At 43.8% G+C, this 19,835-nt stretch carries 20 protein-coding genes; 16 read left to right on the top strand and 4 right to left on the bottom strand.

Annotated elements, in window-relative coordinates; all coding sequences use genetic code 11:
- Positions 1–60: 60 nt before the first annotated feature.
- A complete protein-coding gene (locus tag PJDR2_RS24885) occupies positions 61–801 on the top strand; it encodes an N-acetylmuramoyl-L-alanine amidase family protein (RefSeq protein WP_015846500.1) in 741 nt (246 codons plus the stop codon).
- A 72-nt stretch (positions 802–873) separates the two neighbouring features.
- On the opposite strand, the gene PJDR2_RS24880 is transcribed toward PJDR2_RS24885, so the two are convergent.
- Positions 874–1,776, bottom strand: coding sequence for a DNA-primase RepB domain-containing protein (locus tag PJDR2_RS24880; protein WP_015846499.1), 903 nt, complete (start codon positions 1,774–1,776; stop codon positions 874–876).
- 550 nt (positions 1,777–2,326) lie between these two features.
- On the opposite strand from PJDR2_RS24880, the gene PJDR2_RS24875 reads away from it, so the two are divergent.
- The 4 genes from PJDR2_RS24875 to PJDR2_RS24860 are packed head-to-tail and all read left to right on the top strand — an operon-like array spanning position 2,327 to position 6,296.
- On the top strand, positions 2,327–3,484 hold the full coding sequence (locus PJDR2_RS24875; RefSeq protein ID WP_015846498.1) for a Gfo/Idh/MocA family protein: 1,158 nt from the start codon (positions 2,327–2,329) through the stop codon (positions 3,482–3,484).
- Between the two features lie 15 nt (positions 3,485–3,499).
- On the top strand, positions 3,500–4,573 hold the full coding sequence (locus PJDR2_RS24870; protein ID WP_015846497.1) for a Gfo/Idh/MocA family protein: 1,074 nt from the start codon (positions 3,500–3,502) through the stop codon (positions 4,571–4,573).
- A gap of 30 nt (positions 4,574–4,603) precedes the next feature.
- Positions 4,604–5,467 carry a sugar phosphate isomerase/epimerase family protein gene (locus PJDR2_RS24865; protein ID WP_015846496.1) on the top strand — a complete coding sequence of 288 codons (864 nt, stop codon included), beginning with the start codon at positions 4,604–4,606 and terminating at the stop codon, positions 5,465–5,467.
- Between the two features lies 1 nt (position 5,468).
- Positions 5,469–6,296: an AraC family transcriptional regulator gene (locus PJDR2_RS24860; protein WP_015846495.1), complete on the top strand. Its 828-nt coding sequence runs from the start codon at positions 5,469–5,471 to the stop codon at positions 6,294–6,296.
- 59 nt (positions 6,297–6,355) lie between these two features.
- Here the strand turns inward: PJDR2_RS24860 and PJDR2_RS24855 are convergent, their stop codons facing one another.
- Positions 6,356–7,234 carry an AraC family transcriptional regulator gene (locus tag PJDR2_RS24855; protein ID WP_015846494.1) on the bottom strand — a complete coding sequence of 293 codons (879 nt, stop codon included), beginning with the start codon at positions 7,232–7,234 and terminating at the stop codon, positions 6,356–6,358.
- 68 nt (positions 7,235–7,302) lie between these two features.
- Here PJDR2_RS24855 and PJDR2_RS24850 point away from each other — a divergent pair, with 68 nt between their 5' ends.
- Together PJDR2_RS24850 and PJDR2_RS24845 are read left to right on the top strand one after the other, a co-directional pair.
- Positions 7,303–8,349, top strand: a complete 1,047-nt coding sequence (locus PJDR2_RS24850) for an alpha-L-fucosidase (RefSeq protein ID WP_083778193.1) — start codon at positions 7,303–7,305, stop codon at positions 8,347–8,349.
- Between the two features lie 173 nt (positions 8,350–8,522).
- A complete protein-coding gene (locus PJDR2_RS24845) occupies positions 8,523–9,047 on the top strand; it encodes a hypothetical protein (protein ID WP_015846492.1) in 525 nt (174 codons plus the stop codon).
- A 98-nt stretch (positions 9,048–9,145) separates the two neighbouring features.
- On the opposite strand, the gene PJDR2_RS24840 is transcribed toward PJDR2_RS24845, so the two are convergent.
- On the bottom strand, positions 9,146–9,565 hold the full coding sequence (locus PJDR2_RS24840) for a hypothetical protein (RefSeq protein WP_015846491.1): 420 nt from the start codon (positions 9,563–9,565) through the stop codon (positions 9,146–9,148).
- 272 nt (positions 9,566–9,837) lie between these two features.
- Between PJDR2_RS24840 and PJDR2_RS32130 the strand changes: the two genes are divergently transcribed.
- The 7 genes from PJDR2_RS32130 (at position 9,838) to PJDR2_RS24805 (ending at position 15,472) form a co-directional block, all read left to right on the top strand.
- Positions 9,838–10,719: a GNAT family N-acetyltransferase gene (locus PJDR2_RS32130; protein WP_015846490.1), complete on the top strand. Its 882-nt coding sequence runs from the start codon at positions 9,838–9,840 to the stop codon at positions 10,717–10,719.
- Between the two features lie 134 nt (positions 10,720–10,853).
- On the top strand, positions 10,854–11,561 hold the full coding sequence (locus PJDR2_RS24830) for a stalk domain-containing protein (protein WP_015846489.1): 708 nt from the start codon (positions 10,854–10,856) through the stop codon (positions 11,559–11,561).
- A gap of 235 nt (positions 11,562–11,796) precedes the next feature.
- On the top strand, positions 11,797–12,255 hold the full coding sequence (locus tag PJDR2_RS24825; RefSeq protein ID WP_015846488.1) for a hypothetical protein: 459 nt from the start codon (positions 11,797–11,799) through the stop codon (positions 12,253–12,255).
- Positions 12,256–12,459: 204 nt separating this feature from the next.
- On the top strand, positions 12,460–12,969 hold the full coding sequence (locus tag PJDR2_RS24820) for a hypothetical protein (RefSeq protein ID WP_015846487.1): 510 nt from the start codon (positions 12,460–12,462) through the stop codon (positions 12,967–12,969).
- Between the two features lie 182 nt (positions 12,970–13,151).
- Positions 13,152–13,652: a hypothetical protein gene (locus PJDR2_RS24815; RefSeq protein ID WP_041613622.1), complete on the top strand. Its 501-nt coding sequence runs from the start codon at positions 13,152–13,154 to the stop codon at positions 13,650–13,652.
- A gap of 279 nt (positions 13,653–13,931) precedes the next feature.
- Positions 13,932–14,846, top strand: a complete 915-nt coding sequence (locus PJDR2_RS24810) for a phosphotransferase (RefSeq protein WP_041614639.1) — start codon at positions 13,932–13,934, stop codon at positions 14,844–14,846.
- Positions 14,847–15,070: 224 nt separating this feature from the next.
- Positions 15,071–15,472, top strand: a complete 402-nt coding sequence (locus PJDR2_RS24805) for an OsmC family protein (RefSeq protein WP_015846484.1) — start codon at positions 15,071–15,073, stop codon at positions 15,470–15,472.
- A 538-nt stretch (positions 15,473–16,010) separates the two neighbouring features.
- On the opposite strand, the gene PJDR2_RS24800 is transcribed toward PJDR2_RS24805, so the two are convergent.
- Positions 16,011–16,799, bottom strand: a complete 789-nt coding sequence (locus tag PJDR2_RS24800) for an alpha/beta fold hydrolase (protein ID WP_015846483.1) — start codon at positions 16,797–16,799, stop codon at positions 16,011–16,013.
- A 430-nt stretch (positions 16,800–17,229) separates the two neighbouring features.
- On the opposite strand from PJDR2_RS24800, the gene PJDR2_RS24790 reads away from it, so the two are divergent.
- Complete coding sequence (locus PJDR2_RS24790) at positions 17,230–18,162, top strand: GNAT family N-acetyltransferase (RefSeq protein WP_015846481.1); 933 nt, start codon at positions 17,230–17,232, stop codon at positions 18,160–18,162.
- A 916-nt stretch (positions 18,163–19,078) separates the two neighbouring features.
- Entirely contained in the window at positions 19,079–19,762 is a 684-nt protein-coding gene (locus PJDR2_RS24785) for a cysteine hydrolase family protein (protein ID WP_015846480.1), read from the top strand.
- The last annotated feature ends 73 nt before the right edge of the window (positions 19,763–19,835 follow it).

Raw genomic sequence — 19,835 nt, 5'->3', positions numbered from 1 at the left:
GCCTCTTCTTAGTATAAATGTAACTATAAACAGAAGATCAGCTGCAAAGGAGTGAGGCGTATGTTCGAGACGATACTAATCGATATGATTCCTGCCGGCCGAAATAATCGTCCAGGCACTCCAATTAACGGCCCTTATTTTATTACCGTACATGATACGGCGAATCCGGGAAAAGGCGCGAATGCGCTAATGCACGCAAAATATTTGAAAGGCGAGGCTGCTGAAGTTTTGCCGGTATCCTGGCATTTTACCGTTGACGATACGCGGGTTGTCCAGCATTTGCCGATTACGGAGCATGGCTGGCATGCGGGTGACGGGAGCCGGGGAGAGGGAAACCTTAGCGCCATCGGGATTGAAATTTGCGAAAACGAGGATGGCAATCGCGCGAAAGCCGAGGCTCGTGCCGCAAGGCTGATCGGGGATCTGCTCTATAAGCTGAAGCTCCCGATCGTAGCCGTTGTTCAGCATAACCACTGGAGCGGGAAAAACTGCCCGCATCTTATAAGGGCTCGCAAGAACGGCTGGGAGACCTTTCTTGACGGAGTCCGGAATCAGCTGAATGCTCATTTAGGGGAGGAAGATGTACCGATGACAGAAGCGGAAAGAAAGCAGTTCGAAGCGTTGGTGAACCGTGTAGCGGAGCTTGAGTCGCAGCATGGCATGAAGGTTCCTTCTTGGGCAAAGCCGGCGGTGGACCGGGCTATTGAGCTGGGACTTATCGATGCTCCCGCTGACGGAAGCTCCCGCGATTTCTTTAGAATCCTGACGATCATGTATCGAAGAGGCTTATTAAAGGATTAAATGTTCAAACTGTAATTTGACGGGCAATACCCCCTGGCTGGAGGCGACCAGGGGGTATTGCCGTATTATGCCTTATGATACTTTCCTGCCGCTCAGCTTACGGCGCTTTTGTCTGAGTTTTGCCGTGAGTACAGGTTTTAACTCAAGCAATGTAATAAGCTCCTCTTGCGTGAACGGCTTTACCCTGCCCCACTGGATGACCTTGACCATATAGGGACTTTCGGGATTTTTCATATGGTAGAACCCTGGTATGCGCATCACCCTGGATAAGTTTGTGATCATCGGATCGGAATCGAAGGTTTGGGCTAACGCTTTTTGAATAGGAACGAATTTGCTTATGTCTGCGCTTTGCATGACCCAGTAGATGTGATAACCGTTTTTCGTTTCGACGATCATCGTATCCTTGACGCGTTCACCGTGTTTTTTCATGAATTGTTTTTTTAACTCGGCTACTCTTTGTCTTGTCCGCTGAGCTAAAAGCTGATATTGGCCATTTTTATTTTGCGTGAGCGTAATGGATTGAAGTTGTTCAGAAGGGTCGGAGAGAATGGAGTCGATCTTTTGCTGAATTTGTTCTTTCGTTTTGCAGCGCGCTGAAATTTTGTTTAGGTCAACATCGATAAACTGTGCTCTTATCGCTTTGAACGGGCTGTCCTTCGCCGATTCCCGGCCGTTTATCTCCACAAATACGGCATAGCCTTTCTTGTTTAGCCACAATACGTTAACTAGCTTGTTTCTCCTTGAAAAAAGCTTGATTTGAGGAACCAGCTTTTCCAATGAACGAAAAGGCTTACGCAAGGTTATTGCGGGAAGCTCGGTAGCAAAGCTATACCCCCTGGTTTTACCTTTGGCGTCAGAGACTAATAAGAAATGCAACTGATCATTTGGCTTGCAGCCAAGTTTTTCGAGAAACCGGTAAGCGTGACCGGAATATAGCTGAACGGGTTTGGAACTTTTCGCCCGGCTTTGTGTCATTCAACCACATCTCCTTGTAAGCTCTCGTGACCTGGGAGGTTCGTATCTAAACAATCATATTCTGACAAGATGTTATTCGTGTGGAAAGGCCGTACCCATTTTTGTGCAATGCGACCTTATAAAATAAAAGCCGTCTTGGAATTAGGCGGCCTGGTATCTCTTTTCAAGAACCGGGTGTGAGCGCGGAGAGAAAGCTTGAGGCTGAGGAGCGTGAGCGCCCGCCTTTGTTTTTGAATCTCGACACCTACAATCAAATTCAGGAGATTCAAAAACAACAGCGGCCGAAGACCAAGCTTTCTCGCAGTGCGACCCTACGGTAAAATAAGGTTCAATCACAGTTAAATTGTATTCAAACCGTATTTCACCCACAATCAAAAGCACAAGAGAAGCCGCAGCATCGCTCCGCGCCACCACCCGGTTCGCCCTTCACAACAACCACAGTTAAATGAAAGCCATTATTGGCTCATTAGAATCAAGCGCTTTCACAATGCAACATGCTAGAATGGAGAAATAGATTCCTTATTTCATCAAGCATGGAGAGGGTGTAATCATGGTACGTATTGGTATCGTTGGATTAGGAAACATGGGAACGGGGCATGCCCGTTATTTGATTACAGGCGGCGTTAAAGGCGCAGAATTGACGGCAGTATCCGACGTTCGTCCGGAGCGTCTGGCAGAGGTGAAAGCAGAGTGGGGCGAGCATATTCAAGGGTTTTTGAGCCCGCAGGAAATGTTCGAATCCGGCACGGTTGACGGCGTGATTATCTGTACGCCGCATTATGATCATCCGGAGCAGGCAATCGCTGCTTTAAACGCAGGACTGCATGTATTGATTGAAAAACCAGCAGGCGTCTACACTCGCACGGTACGCGAGATGAACAATGCTGCAGCGAAAAGCGATAAAGTATTCGGCATCATGTACAACCAACGCACGAATCCGCTGTACGCGAAGCTGAGAGAGCTGATTGCTTCCGGCGAGCTTGGCGAGATTCGCCGCACGAACTGGATTATTACGGACTGGTACCGTTCGCAAAGCTACTATAACTCCGGCGGCTGGCGCGCAACCTGGGCTGGCGAAGGCGGCGGCGTTCTGATTAACCAGGATCCGCATCAGCTGGATCTGTGGCAGTGGACAACGGGGCTTATGCCAAAACGCGTCCGCGCATTTTGCCAATTCGGCAAGCACCGCGATATTGAAGTCGAAAATGACGTTACGGCTTATGTGGAATACGAGAACGGTGCTACGGGCGTATTCGTAACTTCGACGTTTGAATCGCCGGGCACAAACCGTTTTGAAATATCGGGCGACCGCGGCAAAATCGTGATCGAAGATAACAAGCTGACGTTCCATCGCCTGCGCGTATTGGAATCCGAATTTAACGAGACTTTCACAGGCGGCTTCGGCCAGCCGGAATGCTGGAAGTTCGAAATTCCGATCACCGGCAGCGGCGGCAGCCATCAGGAAATTACGCAAAACTGGGCGGATGCCATCAATAAGGGAACGCCGCTTGTTGCGCCGGGCGAGGAAGGCATCAAGGGCCTCATGATCTCGAATGCGATGCTGCTGTCCACCTGGACGGATAACTGGGTTGATCTGCCGATTGACGAGGATCTGTTCTACGACAAGCTTCAAGAACAAATCGCAAAATCCGATTCGAAGAAAAATGCGAACGAATACCATACGCTGGATGTTTCCGGCACGCACTAATCAGGAGGCTTAACAATGTCAAAAGCAAACGGAATGAATTACGCGCCGCAAGGAAAGCCGCGTCCTGTCGTATCCCAAGGCGAGTTTATCTTTGCAGCGATGTCGCTTGACCATGGACATATATACGGAATGTGCAACGGCCTCCGCGAAGCGGGCGGCACTTTGAAATGGGTATTCGATCCGGATCCGGCCAAGGTAGAAGTATTCTGCCGCGCGTATCCGGAAGTACAAGTTGCCCTTTCGCAGGAGCAAATCCTGCAGGATCCGGAAGTGCAGCTGGTTGCCGCAGCAGCCGTAACCAACGAACGCGGCCCACTTGGCGTGAAGGTTATGAAGCATGGCAAGCATTATTTTACCGACAAGGCTCCGTTCACGACGCTGGATCAATTGGCCGATGCCAAGAAGACCGCATCCGAGACGGGCAAGAAATATTCGGTTTATTACAGCGAGCGTCTTCACGTGGAAAGCGCGGAATTTGCGGGGCAGCTTATTAAAGACGGCGCGATCGGCCGCGTTCTCCAGGTAATCGGCTTGGGGCCGCACCGCCTGAATGCGCATATGCGCCCGGAGTGGTTCTTCCAAAAGGAAAAATACGGCGGCATCCTATGCGATATCGGCAGCCATCAGATCGAACAGTTCCTGTACTATGCGGGCGTTAAGGATGCAAAGGTTCAGGGAAGCAAGGTTGCTAACTATAATAACAAGCAATATCCGGAGCTTGAGGATTACGGGGATGCTACTCTTATCGGCGATAACGGGGCAACCAACTACTTCCGCGTAGACTGGTTCACCCCTGACGGCCTGTCTACATGGGGAGACGGCAGAACGATGATTCTTGGCACAAACGGATACATCGAGCTCCGCAAATACGTGGATATCGCAAGAAGCAACACGGGCGATCATCTGTTCCTCGTGAACGGCGAAGGCGAGCATAAAATCGAAGTGAAGGATCAAGTAGGCTTCCCATACTTTGGCGCATTAATCCTTGATATCTTAAACGGCACGGATCTCGCGATGCCGCAGGAGCATACCTTTAAGGCAGCCGAGCTGTGTCTCGAAGCGCAGAGACAAGCAGTCAAGGTCGAATAGAACAATTAAAAGCGAAAGAGGGATTCCGATATGAAGCTGTCCATCTTTACAGTAGCAACGCCGGAGCTTTCTCCCGAGGAACTGGTACGCGTAGCAAGCGAAGCCGGCATTGACGGCATTGAATGGCGTTACAAGGAAGCTCCCGAGAATGCGTCGGAGCAAAAGCCGTCCTTCTGGGGGAATAACCTCTGTACGCTGCTTCCTTCCGGCGGCGAAGAAATGGCGGACCAATTCCGCGAAGCGGCTGCTGCGCATGGCTTAAGCTCAATCAGCGTAACGCCATATTTGACGGCAGGCGATTTGGAAGCAACGGAGGATGTACTCCGTAAAGCCAAACGCGTAGGGGCGCAATTTATCCGCCTTGGCGTTCCGGGCTATGACCGTTCCCGTCCATTCGGCGAGTTGTTCTCCTTGGCGCGTCAATATTTGAAGGACGCCGAAGGCTTATGCCGCCAATACGGCATTAAGGGTCTAGTTGAGACTCACCATCAGACAATCGCTCCAAGCGCATCGGCCGCTTACCGCCTTGTCGAAGGCCTTGATCCATCCTTTATTGGCGTATTGTACGATCCGGGCAATATGGTGCATGAGGGGTTTGAGAACTACCGGATGGGGATGGAGATTCTTGGTCCTTACCTCGCCCATGTTCATGTGAAGAACGCTGCATTCGCAACAGACGGCACGGCCGAAGACGGAAGCGTGAAGTGGAAGTCGGAATGGAGCGGCGTCAAGGAAGGCGTTGTTCCGTGGAAGCAGGTAATTGCCGACTTGAAAGCGGTAGGTTACGACGGTTATCTCGGCGTTGAGGATTTCAGCGGACAATTCCCTGAGACTCAGCAAATGTTGAAGCATTTCGTTCAATATATGCGTGAGCTGCTGCAAGCCGAGGCTTAATATGCTGGATTTGCTTTACTGGTCAGACCAGCCGATCGAGCCGTTTTTTCACTCCCACATGCATTACGAGGTTTATTACTTCCATGGCGGCAAATGCAACTATCTGATCGGCGACCAGATTTATGAGCTTGCTCCAGGCGATTTGATTATTATGTACGGTATGACGCTGCATTGCGCCAAGGCGGATCCGTCGGTTGAATACATCCGGTCCATCATCCACTTTGAACCAACGCTCTTGCAGCCTTATCTCGAACTGCCGCATGCCCGCAACATTCTTCAGCCGTTTCAGCAGCTGAACAATTACCGGCTGCGGCTACGGGGAGAGGATAAAGCGGAGGTTGAGCGGATTCTGGCCAGAATGGACGAATACCAGAAACGCGGCGACGCGGTTGGCGACAACCGGTTCCGGCTTGCGTTTGTGGACCTGCTCTATATGATCCTAGATCATTGCGAGCAGCCGCTTCTTAACCGCAACAGGCAGGAATACAGCTCCGAGAAGGAAGCGACGGTGCAGCGCATCATTTCGGTTCTGGAGGAGAATTATACCGAGGACCTGAATATGGAGCTTCTAGAGGAACGGCTGCACTTAAGCAAGTCCTATCTCTCCAAGCTGTTCAAAGAAGTGACCGGCGTCACGATCTTTCATTATATTTATACAAGAAGGATCAACGAAGCGAAAATTCTGTTCCTGATGCAGCCGGAGCTTTCGGTTACGGAGGTTTGCTTCCGGCTTGGGTTCAAGCATCTGGCTCATTTCAGCAGACTGTTCAAGCAATATGCCGGCATGCCGCCGGAGCAGTTCCGCAAGCGCGAGCAAGTGCAAGTATAAAAAGACCTCCGAACTCTCGGAGGTCTCTTTTCTGTCGTATTGTAGTTTAACTGTAACAACTATTCTGTATGAAGCCATTGATATTTTTTGCGATATTCTCCAGGCGTAAACGTTGTGTGCCGTTTGAGTAAACGTGAAAAATAGGTCATATCTTGAAATCCGCATTGTTCCCCAATCTTCGATAGCGGCAGTGTGGAATGCGCAAGCAATCGCTTCGCGCGATCAATTTGCAAATGGTGTCTATATTGCATGGGACTCATGCCTGAATATTCTTTGAGGCAACGTGCCAAGTAGTCGAAATGATAATTCAGCTCGCTTTCCATGCGTTTGGAGTCAAAAGGCTGCTCCAACCGATCAGCTAAATAGGCAGCTGCCTTTTCGCCAATCTCGTATGCTCTTGCATAAGGACTGCTCTTTCTCATCCCGTTTTGCAATTGAATGAGCAGTTGGCAAAAGAGAATTTGTAATTCGAAAGATCGAGATAAAGTAAGTACGCTATGCAATTTTAGCATTTCTGACAACAAGGGCACGGTTTTTCTGATATCGACCGTTGTGAATTTCGGTATTTCAATCGTGGATGGGTGAGACACTGTATCTTGATCAGTTGTTTGAAGCAGTGGCTGTGGAGAGCTATTCTTTTCATTCAGACTTATGGACAGCGAAGTCGGATATTGAAAGTGAATCCAATATACTTCCGTTTCTGTATCGGTTGGGCGATAACCGCTATGCGTCTTTTCCGGTTCCAGAAGAAGCATCATCCCTTGCTTGACGTCATAAAGAATTCCGTCCTCTTCCATGTACAATGTGCCTTTAATGCAAATAATCAAATCATAAACATCGAATTGCCGGCGTGCATGTGTAATTCCTGATTGCCAATGTGTATAGCCTACAGTGGCCAATAAGGGGAAGGGCGGAACTGGCAGTTGAACGCTATACATCGTCTCACCTTCTAAGTTTAATGTAGATATTGTATGGTATTTTGTCGTGTTTGTCCGCTGAATTCTTGATGAAATTCTCTTATATTAGTAGGTATCATACGATATCGAGCAATGCTAAACAAAATGAGGAGGATTCATTCATGAATAATCAAGAGTTATTACAAAAGCAAATGTGGTTTGTTAATCAACGATTTGGCATGTTTATTCATTTCAATAGCGCTACGTTTCAGTTTGCGGAAACAGAAATCGAAGATTGGGAGTACGGCCACGAAAATCACGGTGAACAGCGTAAATTTCCTTTTAATCCAAAGGATTGGAATCCGGTTGGTCTAGATTGCACACAGTGGGCTAGAGCAGCCAAAGCTGCCGGTATGAAGTTTGCTGCACTCACTGCAAAACATCATGAAGGTTTTAGCTTGTGGCCCACCTGCTATACAGAGCACTCCGTGAAAAATGCAACCGATAAGCGGGATATTGTAAAGGAATACCTGGATGCATTTCGCCGCGAAGGAGTAATACCGGGTATATATTTTTCGATGCTTGATTTACATCATCAAATCGGTAGAAGAAAATGCAATTGGGAAGATAAACAATTCATCAAAAATCAATTGAAAGAATTATTAACGAACTATGGGGAAGTTCCGTTCCTTATTATCGACGGATGGAATGCCCATTGGGGCGGACCCCATTATGATGACCTTCCGTTCGAAGAGATTGATGAGTGGGTGAAGGGAATTCAACCAGATTGTTTGCTGATGAACATCAGTTGTGAGTCCACATTGGATCACACAGACATCGTTTTTTATGAAAATGCAGCTGGGCAAGAGATTGAAGATGAATTTAGCGGACCGGGTGCAAGTTGTAATATCTTGACTAAAACATGGTTTTGGAGAAAATCGGATACGAATATGGAGTTGAAAGATGCAGATTGGGTTTTGCAAAAAATTGAAGATGCTAATCGTCATAACGTTACCTTTTTGTTAAACGGCGCACCCAATCAAAACGGCGTTTTGGATGCAAATATCGTAAATCAGTTTGAAAACATCGGCAGACGCTTTAGAATGCCAAATAAGCTTACGAGTATACCTGATAACTGGCTTCATCGTATGAAGTAATCTCAGATATTGAAGGAGGAGTACAACGATATAATAATCCCGATTTAGAACCTTGATAAATCAAGGTTCTTTTTCATGAAGGTGACTTATTTAAGCCTTGTGCTAATTATGGTAAAATGTGGATTATATCTAATTAGAACCCATGAAACATAGGCAGGTGTTTGAATGTGAAGATGTCTAAATTAGGGGAATTGGCTGTTATTGCTATTGTTGTTGTATCCGTTGTTTTATGCATCCAATATACCAAACGTACCTACTATGGGGATGACGGGATAGTCGTCACAGCTGAAAGTAAACCTATGTTAAATGAGGTGCCGGTAGAGGTTAAAGCAACTATCGCAGAAGTTCATGGGATATTAGATGATTTACTCGGCTGGGGTGCGGATGAGGATTTTCAATTCACGGGTTCCGATAAAGAACAGTTAAAGGATGCTGTGGACAAATTGGATGGCGTTCCGCCACTTTCAAGTGACTTTTTAAGAGAGGATTTACACAATGCTCAAGACCTTCTTAAATTCGGTGTCATGCGTGAGGACCTGAAAGCTATACAGTATGCGTACCGTATCCTAAATGATTTAGATATTGCCTTTAATGATTACTTTGGCGATAAAGTTTGGCACTATTCGCTTGCTGGAGCGGGTAATGGAAAGAATGTAGAGAAGGTAAGGAAATATCTGAATCTCACGGATAGTGGATAAGGATTTCATTTATGAGGTTATTGATTGGACAAACTAAAGATTATATTGTTTTTCTTATATAAATTTATTTAGGACTGACTGCCGGATTACTAGGACAATTATTGTCCGCCGGTAGATGATCCGCGAATCATGCTGATCAGTGCACTTAAGTCATCCTCCACCGAAAACTCGCGAATGATCGTTGTCGGCAGTCCATCCTTCATGCGCCAGACGAAGTTGTACAGAGCGGGCTTTCCTTCCTTTACTCGACGCAAAACGACCGATCCGTGATTATCATACACGGTCGTGGCCATGTACTGCACATCTTCAGTCATTCCGAGCGTCGTCCCACCCCCATGCTTCAAGCGGCGAAAGGTCAGCATGAACTGTTCCTTCGTAATCGTGACGGTTTGCCCGATCTGATCAGTCCTAATGTTTACGAAATCAGGTGCATAGATCGCATCCAGCCTATCCAAATCCAATAGAGTCCCCGCTTGAAAATAGCCATCCATTGCTTCGATTAATGATTTGTTCTCCATGTGCATCTCTCCTTGAGTTCGATTTAATTAATAATAGCTTAGTGCGTTTTTGTAAACGGAAGATAAACGGAAAACAAAACCGAACGGATTGTTATGACTGGCATCCCCACCTCAACATTGCGCTCGATCAGATTAAATCTTCCATTTATTGGGGATATATTGCATGATTATTAGAGCGATAGAAGTTTGAATTGAAGGTGTTAATCTAGATTTTCCAACGGAGCTACAAGGTGCAAAGGGTTGCAAAAATATTTTTATAATGAGGATTGTAAATGAAAAATCATTATTTTGAAAAAGCAAACAAGAACTTGTTTGCTGTATATCAAACCATATATTCACAAGCAGATATCGAGATGTGGTACGACTGGAATGCTCGGCTAAATGATACAAAATGGTCTGAAGATTGTTATTTTTTATATTGTGATGGGGAAAAAGTGGGTGGTGCGATTATTGCTCCTAATGTAATCATGTTTCCTTTTCTAATTGCCCCTTTTTGTGACAGAAGATTATTTTGGAAGTTGTTATTGCTGCAAGGAGAAGCTATAAGCCCAGAAGGGGAAATTCAATTAAAAGGTATACTTACGGAAAATATTGATATATTAATGAGCTTCGGTGCAGAAATTTGGAGACCGAGACAAATTATGTGCCGACCGACCGACAGACTAAGCTACTCACTTGATGATTGCTATGTCCTTGAAACGCCAAAAGAAAGTGATATACCAGAAATGGCTAGAGCCCTCAGGAATTCATTTCTTGGTGGAATAGTATATGAAGTCTTTGGGGAAGAAAGTATTGAAGAAATTAATAAAACAATAAGTAATTGTTTCGAATGGTACAGAGCAACTAATACACTTAATCAAGTAGTGGTAGCAAAGGAAAAAAGCACAGACAGAATTATAGGCGGCTGCATTGCAGGTGTATATCCGGAGATAGTTAACAATTTTTCAGGTATAAATGATGTGTTTGTACTACCGGAATACCGCGGAAAAGGACTTGCGCAAGCTATGATAAAATACTCTATCACAGCGGCATATTCGATTACGCCGGTTATAAAACTACATATTCTAATTGGAAATCCAGCAGAACACTTATACCAAAGGCTAGGGTTTGTTGCAGGACCAAGATTTACAGATATGAAGTATAAGAAAAAGTGACTCGTACACGTAGCAACATAATACGCGACCTGTTATCCAACCTTACAGTTTTTAACTTCGAATGAGTAAGTATAGGTGTTAATATTTATTAAACAATTAATTTCTCGCTTATTTATAAAATTATGGAGGTTGAAATGAAGAAAACAGTATTAGTATGTGTAAGTGTAATGAGTGGTGCTTTAATGATTGGTCCAATGAGTTCTTATGCCGCAAATGATGATTATGATGCATATGGCGGAGTAAATGGTTTGCTTTCTGAGGGTAGATTATATGCCCCTCTCCGTAGTATGGCGACGAATAATCTATTCAGATACGATGAACAACTTGATAAATATCTTGAAGTGAAAATAAATTGGAATCAGAAGACAAAAACTGCTTCACTAACTAAAGGCGGGAAGACTTTTAATGCCACTGTTGGTAATGGAGTATTGTTGAGAAATGGTGCGGTGTATGTACAATTTAAAGCTTTAAGTAACTTCTTCTATCCGAACGATTATATCAGGTGGGATGCATCTACTTTGACAGGAAAATCTGAGCACATTACGGTTTATGCTCGTCCATTGACAGATAATCAGGCATTGACTCTTGCAACAAATGCGATGTCCAAGAAGAAACACTGGATTCAATTTCATAAAAAAAACGTAGAAATAGGTCTTCCTGAGTCAGAGTATATTCAATGGAATAAAAGTCTTACTAAATTTAAAGCGGTTTTTCAATCAGATGGGATTGTTGGCGATTATGACTATAGCTACAGTATTGAAGCTGAGATGACTAAGAAGGTTAATGATTGGACTATAACTTCTTTTAATTATTTCGATAGTACAAGGATATATTATCCTTAATCATCACCTGATCAACCGCTAGCCGGTGGATAGGCGTTAAAAAAGGTTAAATCGTGAAGCGCGCGTACAAGAGAGCCGTATAGTATCCCTACGGCTCTTTAATTTTTGACCTTGTTATACTGTGTGATGTAGATTTTCCTATTAAGCTAACGGGCAGGATAACGTGGAAACTATCTTGAATAAATGATTAATAAATACTAGATGCGTAACTACTTGTTACCGGAGGTGATTTTTGATGGGATTAGGTGATTACCAGTTTATTTTGTATCCTATAGGAAATTCATCTATGCTTACGGAAGAAGGTATGGAGTTTATTGGGCCGTATTATTTTAACTTTGTCCAAGCAGTAAATGAGCTCAAAAAAATAGATAAAATAAAGAATGACCCAACATTGAAAAGTTGGAATTCATTCGATGATGCGTGTTATTTTCTATATAACGATGAGCAGTACAAAGTAGAAATTGAACTAAACGCTGGCACTGTATCTGAACAGGCTGAAATGATTTCTGTCAGAACTAATTATTATAAAGAAGAAGGAAGTATAACTGAAGCTTTACATATTTGCAGGGAACTATGTAACTCCTTGAACTTAAGTTGCTGGAGTATGAAACTTCGTAGGATTATTGATTTGAATGAAGTTCAAGATGTAGAAACAATAATTAGTAACTTCAACAAGCTAAGAAATAAATCTTAATTCAGATATCATTGCACGAAGAGGAATGATAGTTCAATACGACACGATGGCAGCGCTTATCAAATGATGCGCTGCCGTTTTTTCAACTAAAGGGCAGGATAATGGAATTAACTCGTTGTATTTCAATTAGGATACTAATACCATAAAAAATATGGAGATAAGGTATGAAAGAGGCTCTGATAGCCTTAATACAAGGGGGATGTAATGAAGCCGCTATTAGCTGTTATCTCGATAGTTGTTGTTCTTTTGTTTCTTGCTATTGCAGGTCCTTGGCTATTAGTTTATTGGGGTCTTTCATTTCAAGAAGATCCTCCTCTGCCTAAATATACTTATGGAGAATTTCCTTTTTATGCAAAATATCAGGTTGACGGTAAGACAATGACTATTGAGGATACTGTAATTGTTAAATATGATGGAGTCGGGTTAAGCGAAGGTACTGAAAAATTTATTAAATGGAAGCAAACCTTAGCGTCTGGGAATGAAGAAGTTGTCTTATTAAAGGATGGTGATTCAATAAGAATTATACTATCGGTCAGAGAGATTAATTACCATCTTGAAGATAATGTGCTTTCAGAAGACTACGGAATACCAGTTATACAAAAAGAAGAGAAATCAGGAAAATCAATAATTTCTAGGCTTGCATCAATAGAAGATTTAGATAAATATAAATTACGAATGATTGAATTTAAGTATGGAGAACCAATTAGGAATTAGCATTGACCATTACGCTAACGGGGAACTATAGCTCAAGACAGCACGACGGCAGCTTATCACATGATGAGCTGCCGTTTTCTCAACGAACGGGCAGGTTAACGCAACAATTGATCAGCAGGATGCGTATTTATAAGAGAAGCCAATTACCTGTAAAAATTCAACAGATAGGAAGATTGTATCAAATGATGAAGCAAACTAAATTCACCGTGCTATCTCTAGCGCTAGCCGCAGCTTTAACGATTCCAGCAGTAATTAACGCTGATTCTGAAGAGGTAACACCGACAGAATCCAATTCCCCAATCGTAACTCCAGCCACGTCGCCAGAAGTATCTGACAAAGACTTTGAGTCTATTACGCCGTTTATTAAGGGTAACCAACAGCCTCTCACAACCGTGACCGCTTCAACTTCTGGCGCCCCCGCCTATTTTGTAATACCAGCTGGTTATGGACATGGAAAATTTTATTTTCACAACACAGGTAAAGGCGTGCTAACGGTTACGATGAAACACTCGTCAGGGTTAGAGTATATTGCAGCAACTATTCAGCCAGGACAAGCATATACATGGAGAAGCACGACGGATTATCCACAAGGAATGCGCGGTGGTGATAATGCCATCTCATTCCAGTGTTCCACTGGTGTAAGTGTAGAGTGGTCTGCATCCGCTTCCGATAGTGTAACTTGAAGGAATTACACTGAATGAAGATCTGGGATTGATAAAGGGAAGTCGGATGGATTGGTTTCTTCACTTTTTACGTTAAGCTATCGAGGAACTATACTTTAATACATCGTGACAGCAGCTGGCGTTTTACGTTGGCTGCTTTTTTGTTATGAACGGGCAGGATAGAGGAACAGACGGTAAGGTTGTTCTCGAACAGAAGAACAAATTAATGATATGATGTTGTAAATGGAACAGGCTAGTCGAGCCTATTTTCTATTTTCGTGAGGGAGTCGATAAATGGGTATGGGAAGTACGAATCAATGGGATGCGGAATGGGAAGTATCAGAAGAATTGGCTCATAAATTAATAAGCAGTCAGTTTCCGCAGTTAGCTTCACAATGCGTACAAAAACTTGGATACGGCTGGGATAACACTGTTTTTCTTGTCGGGATCGAATATGTATTTCGCTTTCCAAGAAGAGAAGTTGCAATTAATCGTTTAAGGATGGAAGGAAAGATACTACCTAAGCTTAAAGATTATTGTTCCATTGCATATTCGTTACCTCTATTTTTTGGGGAAGGGGATTATAATTATCCTGCACCTTTCCTAGGCTACCCCTATTTATCAGGAGAGTTTCCAATCGGATTAACTGACCAGCAACGTGCGTTATCAGCAACAACGCTCGCGCAATTTTTAAAAAGCTTACATGCATTCCCTGTGCAAATTGCCCAAGAAAATGGAGTTCAACATGACCATAGAAATTTGATTGATATTGTAATGCGTAAAGAAAAGTTGCATAAATTCATTTCCGACCTTGCCCTTCATTTTAGTGAAGAAGAGTATCGTGAATTATCGAACTATTTGGAACAGCTTGGAACTGAAAAAGTGAAACCCAAAAACGTATTCCTCCATGGAGACCTTCATTTTAAAAATATGTTGGTAGACGAAAATGGAATAGTTTCAGGGATTATCGACTGGGGAGATATCAATATTGGACATCCTGCTTGCGACTTGAATGTCGCGTATAGCTTTTTGCCTCCGGATGCGCGTTCAGACTTTTTCAAAGAATATGGGGATGTAGATGAAGAAACGAAGATATTAGCTCGATTGATAGCCATATACATTCCCATTTTGATCATGATGCAGGCAATTGATTATAAAGATGAAAAGTTGGTTGCTGAAGCAAAAGCGATCATAAAACGTGCTCTCGCTGATTAAGAAATGTCATACCGTTAACGGGAGACTATAGTTCAATCAATAAAGCTGCAGCAGATCGAGGATCAGCTGCAGCTTTTATTGAGCGAAAGGGCAGGATAGTAGATTCGATCAAGAATTATTTATAGGTTATAACTATTAAATAAATTGTTTTAATATATTTCACTACTATCATCGTAAGAGCAATAATACAGTTATCCTTAATATAAATAATTGGAGGGAATACAGTGGTTATCTCAACAAGTGGAAGCGAAACTTATATTACGGAAATTTTTAATGGTACTTCCGAAATTTATTCTGATGTTACTGAAGAGAAAGGGGGGAGTGGAAAATATTTTAGACCACATGATCTGATAGAATCCGCTTATGCTTCGTGTTTAAATATTACTACGAGAATGATATTGGACTTTATGAATGTATCTTACGACGGGGTTAATGTTACAGTTGAATTGGATAGAAGCAACGAAGTAAAGACTATATTTAAGTACCAAATTGACATTTCAGGATCAATCGATAAAGAAACCAAGGAAGTAGTGTTGAGAAAGGTAATGAACTGTCCAGTTAAAAAAACATTATCTAAACAGCTAGAATTTATTAATGAAGCAGTATTATCTGAGCAAAGGGTATGATTACTTTAAAATAACTCGACAGTACCCGGTTACTTGCCGGTTGCTGTTTTTGTTGAGCTAACGAGGAACGATATTGAATCAACCATATAGGGTGATGAGATGAAATTGAACTTAGTCACGGCGTACCAGAGCAAGGGGAGGACATCATAACTTACCTCATAAATACAGATACAGTCACGATAATCGAGACCAACAGTTATGCTTTGAGCGTAGAGCCTATAATTGAAACAATGACGGTATCAGAATACATGATTGGACTTACCAAGAAAGACCGTATTAAATTGGCAATTGCTCTAGAATTGGCTCAAGAAGATTTGAGGCGAAGTTGAACTATCGGGAAACGATAGTTGGAAACAACGTAAAGGCAGCCGGTCTGAGGATCAGCTGCCTTATTTATTAAAGAAGGGCAGGATAGAGTGGGAACTATCTTGAATAAATGATTAATAACTATCCGATGCATTATTACTTATTATCGAAGGCGATTTTGGAAGGAATTAGACGATTATGCATATCACAAAAAGGCTGTCGTTTTCTTCATTTAGTTCATTACAGTGAACTCCCGAAGTAACTCATTGAGCTTGTCGCGCTCTTCGTAGAACGAACCGTGGCCGCTGTACATGAACGGCACGAGCCGTGAATGGGGGATTTTTCGATGCATCTCTTCTGCCTGGCTGAATGGAATAACCTTGTCGTGAATGCCATGCACGATCAATGTCGGCACTTGGATGCTTGGCAGGTCGGCATTCAGATCGAAGTCGCTCAGCATGATGATGATCGCGGCTGTTGACCAGCCGGCAGCTTGCATGCCTAACTGATTGAACCAGTCCGAGAGTGGCTTGGTGATATACTGGAAGAAGAAAATGTCAGTTACGCCGCGCATCATATTTGCCCGGTCATTCAACGTTTGTTTTAGCAGCTGTGCCGCAGTCTCCTTGGTGAAGCCCCTTGGCGCTGCCGCATCTATTAGCACGAGCTTGGATACGTCTCCGCCATTGTAACGCACCACGTATTTGATAGCTATTGCGCCTCCGGTCGAATGTCCGACGAGCACGAATTCTTTCAACTGTAGCGCATCAACGACTGCTCGGATATCGTCCGCAAGCCGATCTAAGGTATAACCCCCATAGGGACGATCTGACTTACCGAAGCCGCGCCAGTCGATACCGATGCAGCGAAACCCTGCGCTCGGAAGCACATCGAACTGATACTCGAACTGCTCATGGCTGAGCGGCCAGCCATGAAGAAACACGATCGTCTTGTTTCCTCCCGGGTTGATGTCCTCTACGTAGAGCTTTACACCTTGCTCTACCGTTACGTAATATCCCATTGTCGTTGCCTCCGCGAATCAAAATCCTTTCTCGATAGAGTACGCGACACGCGCCCAAACGTGATCTCCGTAATTCTTAGCTTACGAAGGAGGGGCTGCTCCTTTTTTACGGGATTATATTGCTGCCATTGTTCAACTAAAGGGCGGGATACTTTGATGAATGATTGAAATAAATATTAGAAGCATATCAGAAAATCGCTACAGGGAGAAACACTATGGAATTTATTAATTCAAATAAGTATGGGGAGCTAACCGAAACAGCAACTCTTCAGTTTGAAACTATAATAAATCACCGGCTGCCTTCTGAGTACCGAGCATACTTACAAGCAAAAAACTTGCCGTTATTTCTGGTCCTGTTCAGCGAGATTCTATGGAAGCCGGTCACTTCAACAGTGACCAGCTTCCGCAATCAGATCAAATGAGGTGTCACATGAAAAGTATCCGTAACCCGTGGTTGAAACTCAGAGAGGGAATCTACCAAGAAGACTATGGCTTGATTAACAGACTCCAAGAACGATGCATTCGCGAAGATCAGACGACGCTGAAGCTCGAGTTGGACTACAAGCTTGGCGTATATTCAGGGACTGACTGCGCGGAGATCCACCAAATCAATGAATTCATGTACTTCGATGGACATGAGTTAATTGGCTATATGGGGATTTGCGAATTCGGCGGAGCAGGTACACCGCTCGAAGTGAACGGCATGGTGCATCCAGAATACAGGCGCCAAGGAGTTTTTGGAACACTAAGCAGGCTGGTTATGGCTGAGTGGAGGCGCAGATCTTCCAAAAGTATGCTTTTCTTAAGCGATCGGAAGTCAGAAGCCGGACAAGCGTTCATTCAAGGAACCGGTGCAGAGTACCATCATTCTGAGCATGAGATGTATCTCCGGGTGCATCGACCGGAGATACACAATGACTTAGAGGGCATTATATTTCGGAAGGCGACAAACGCCGATGCGTGGGAGATTCACCGGCAGAATGCGATATACTTTGGGGACAAACTGGGTGATGAGGAGACTGAGGAGACAAGCGCACTTTTGGAAGGGATGATCCTGCCTGAGGAGGAAGAAAAGAGGGGCATGACCATCTATCTTGCAGAAGCTGATCATAAGGCCATCGGGAAAGTCCATATCCAGCTGTCTCCCGGCATCGGGGGCATATATGGTCTGGGCGTTCTGCCCGAGTATCGTGGCAATGGCTATGGAAGAGCGATTCTCTTGAAGGCGATAGATAAGTTGAAGGAATCGAACGCAGGGGATATAATGCTGCAAGTGGCCGTGGAGAACGACAATGCACTCCGGCTCTATCAATCGTGTGGTTTCGTGGAGACCTCGACGATGGATTATTATGAGCTAAAATAATCCTCCCATATGTGATAAAGCATAGAAGGTTGATTAACGGGCAGTTTAGTTCCGACATGTGGTAACATTTAAATAGTAATAACAATGATCCTTACTTATCAAGGAGCAGTTAGCTTGTGATATGCTCCCCTTACGGTAGACAGGTTAAAAAATAAAACCTGTTACTGTAAGGGGAGCTTTTTCATGGCAAGGGAAAAATATACTGCGCTAGAGAACGCGGTGAGATTGGTTTTCTAGCTGCAGCCAGAAAATATAAGATCAATGATACCACTTTGATGAAATGGCAGCGTCGCTATAAGCTGTATGGTTATGAAGGGTTGGAGCGCCGTGCACATAACTGCAGGAAAAGTATAGTTAATACTAATATGAGGTTATCGTTCAATTATCGGGAAACGTTAGACCAAATAGATGGTAGAGGTTTATAAATTTTTATAGTGGTTAGACTATAAAAATAACTATCGATTGTGTTTAACTGATATTCATGACTAAAATGTGCAAGTCGGACCGTCTGAAGGTGCTGACAAAGAATATACATTAGATCAACGATAAATAAACCGCCAGGGCATTGTGCTCTGGTGGTTTTTCTTATGCCCGTTTCCAACATAACGAGCTGCTGTGTTGATTTATTTATAAATCCAGCACCAGAGGAGGGGTTAAATGAGAATCGAATTATTACAGGTTCTATAATTTAATTCTTGCGTTACAGCCTCTTTTCGTTTCTTATGTAACTAAACATAACACGTTTGATTCGCTTTATAAAGAATCACAACAAGTAAGTTCACTTTTTTGTGAGATTCACAAAGAAAATCAGTATTTTATGTGATATAATATGACATATAAGAAAAATATACATCGGATATGCGATTGATTGTTACTAAATCTCACAAAATGAGAGTGGAGGAAGGGGAAACATAACATGCAGGTTACAGCTAATCCCTATGCTTGGCCGTACGATGGCAGGATCGATCCTGCGAAAACAGCGCTCCTTATTATTGATATGCAAATCGATTTTTGCGGAAAAGGTGGGTATGTGGAGCAGATGGGGTACGATTTGTCGTTGACGGCCAAGCCTATTAAACCTATCAAAACGCTGCTGAACCGGATTCGCCAGATTGAAGGTATGACGGTTATCCATACAAGAGAGGGCCACAAGCCCGACTTGTCCGACCTTCCTGCGAATAAGCGTTGGCGAAGCAAGCAAATCGGCGCTGAAATAGGCTCACTTGGTCCTGCCGGACGCATACTGGTGCGAGGTGAGCCGGGCTGGGAAATCATTGAAGACCTTACCCCGATTGAAGGGGAGTTCATTATCGACAAGCCGGGCAAGGGAAGCTTTTATGCAACAGACTTGGATCTCGTGTTAAAGAACAGAGGCGTTACTCACTTGATACTGACTGGCATCACGACTGATGTTTGCGTCCATACGACAATGCGGGAAGCAAATGATAGAGGTTACGAATGTTTAATCCTTGAGGATTGCACGGGCGCAACCGATCCAACCAATCATCAAGCGGCGCTTCATATGGTGACAATGCAAGGCGGGGTATTCGGCAGCGTCAGCAACTCAGCGGATGTACTGATGGCTCTGGAAAACTACTAACACAGACTAACGCGAAACTTCTATTCAGCATCCAGCTATTATTTATCCATAAATAGAGACATACCGGAGGGAA

The organism is Paenibacillus sp. JDR-2 (assembly GCF_000023585.1).
GTDB lineage: Bacteria > Bacillota > Bacilli > Paenibacillales > Paenibacillaceae > Pristimantibacillus.
The sequence above is the reverse complement of the archived record's forward strand: the minus strand, read 5'-3'. Positions and strand labels throughout refer to the sequence as shown.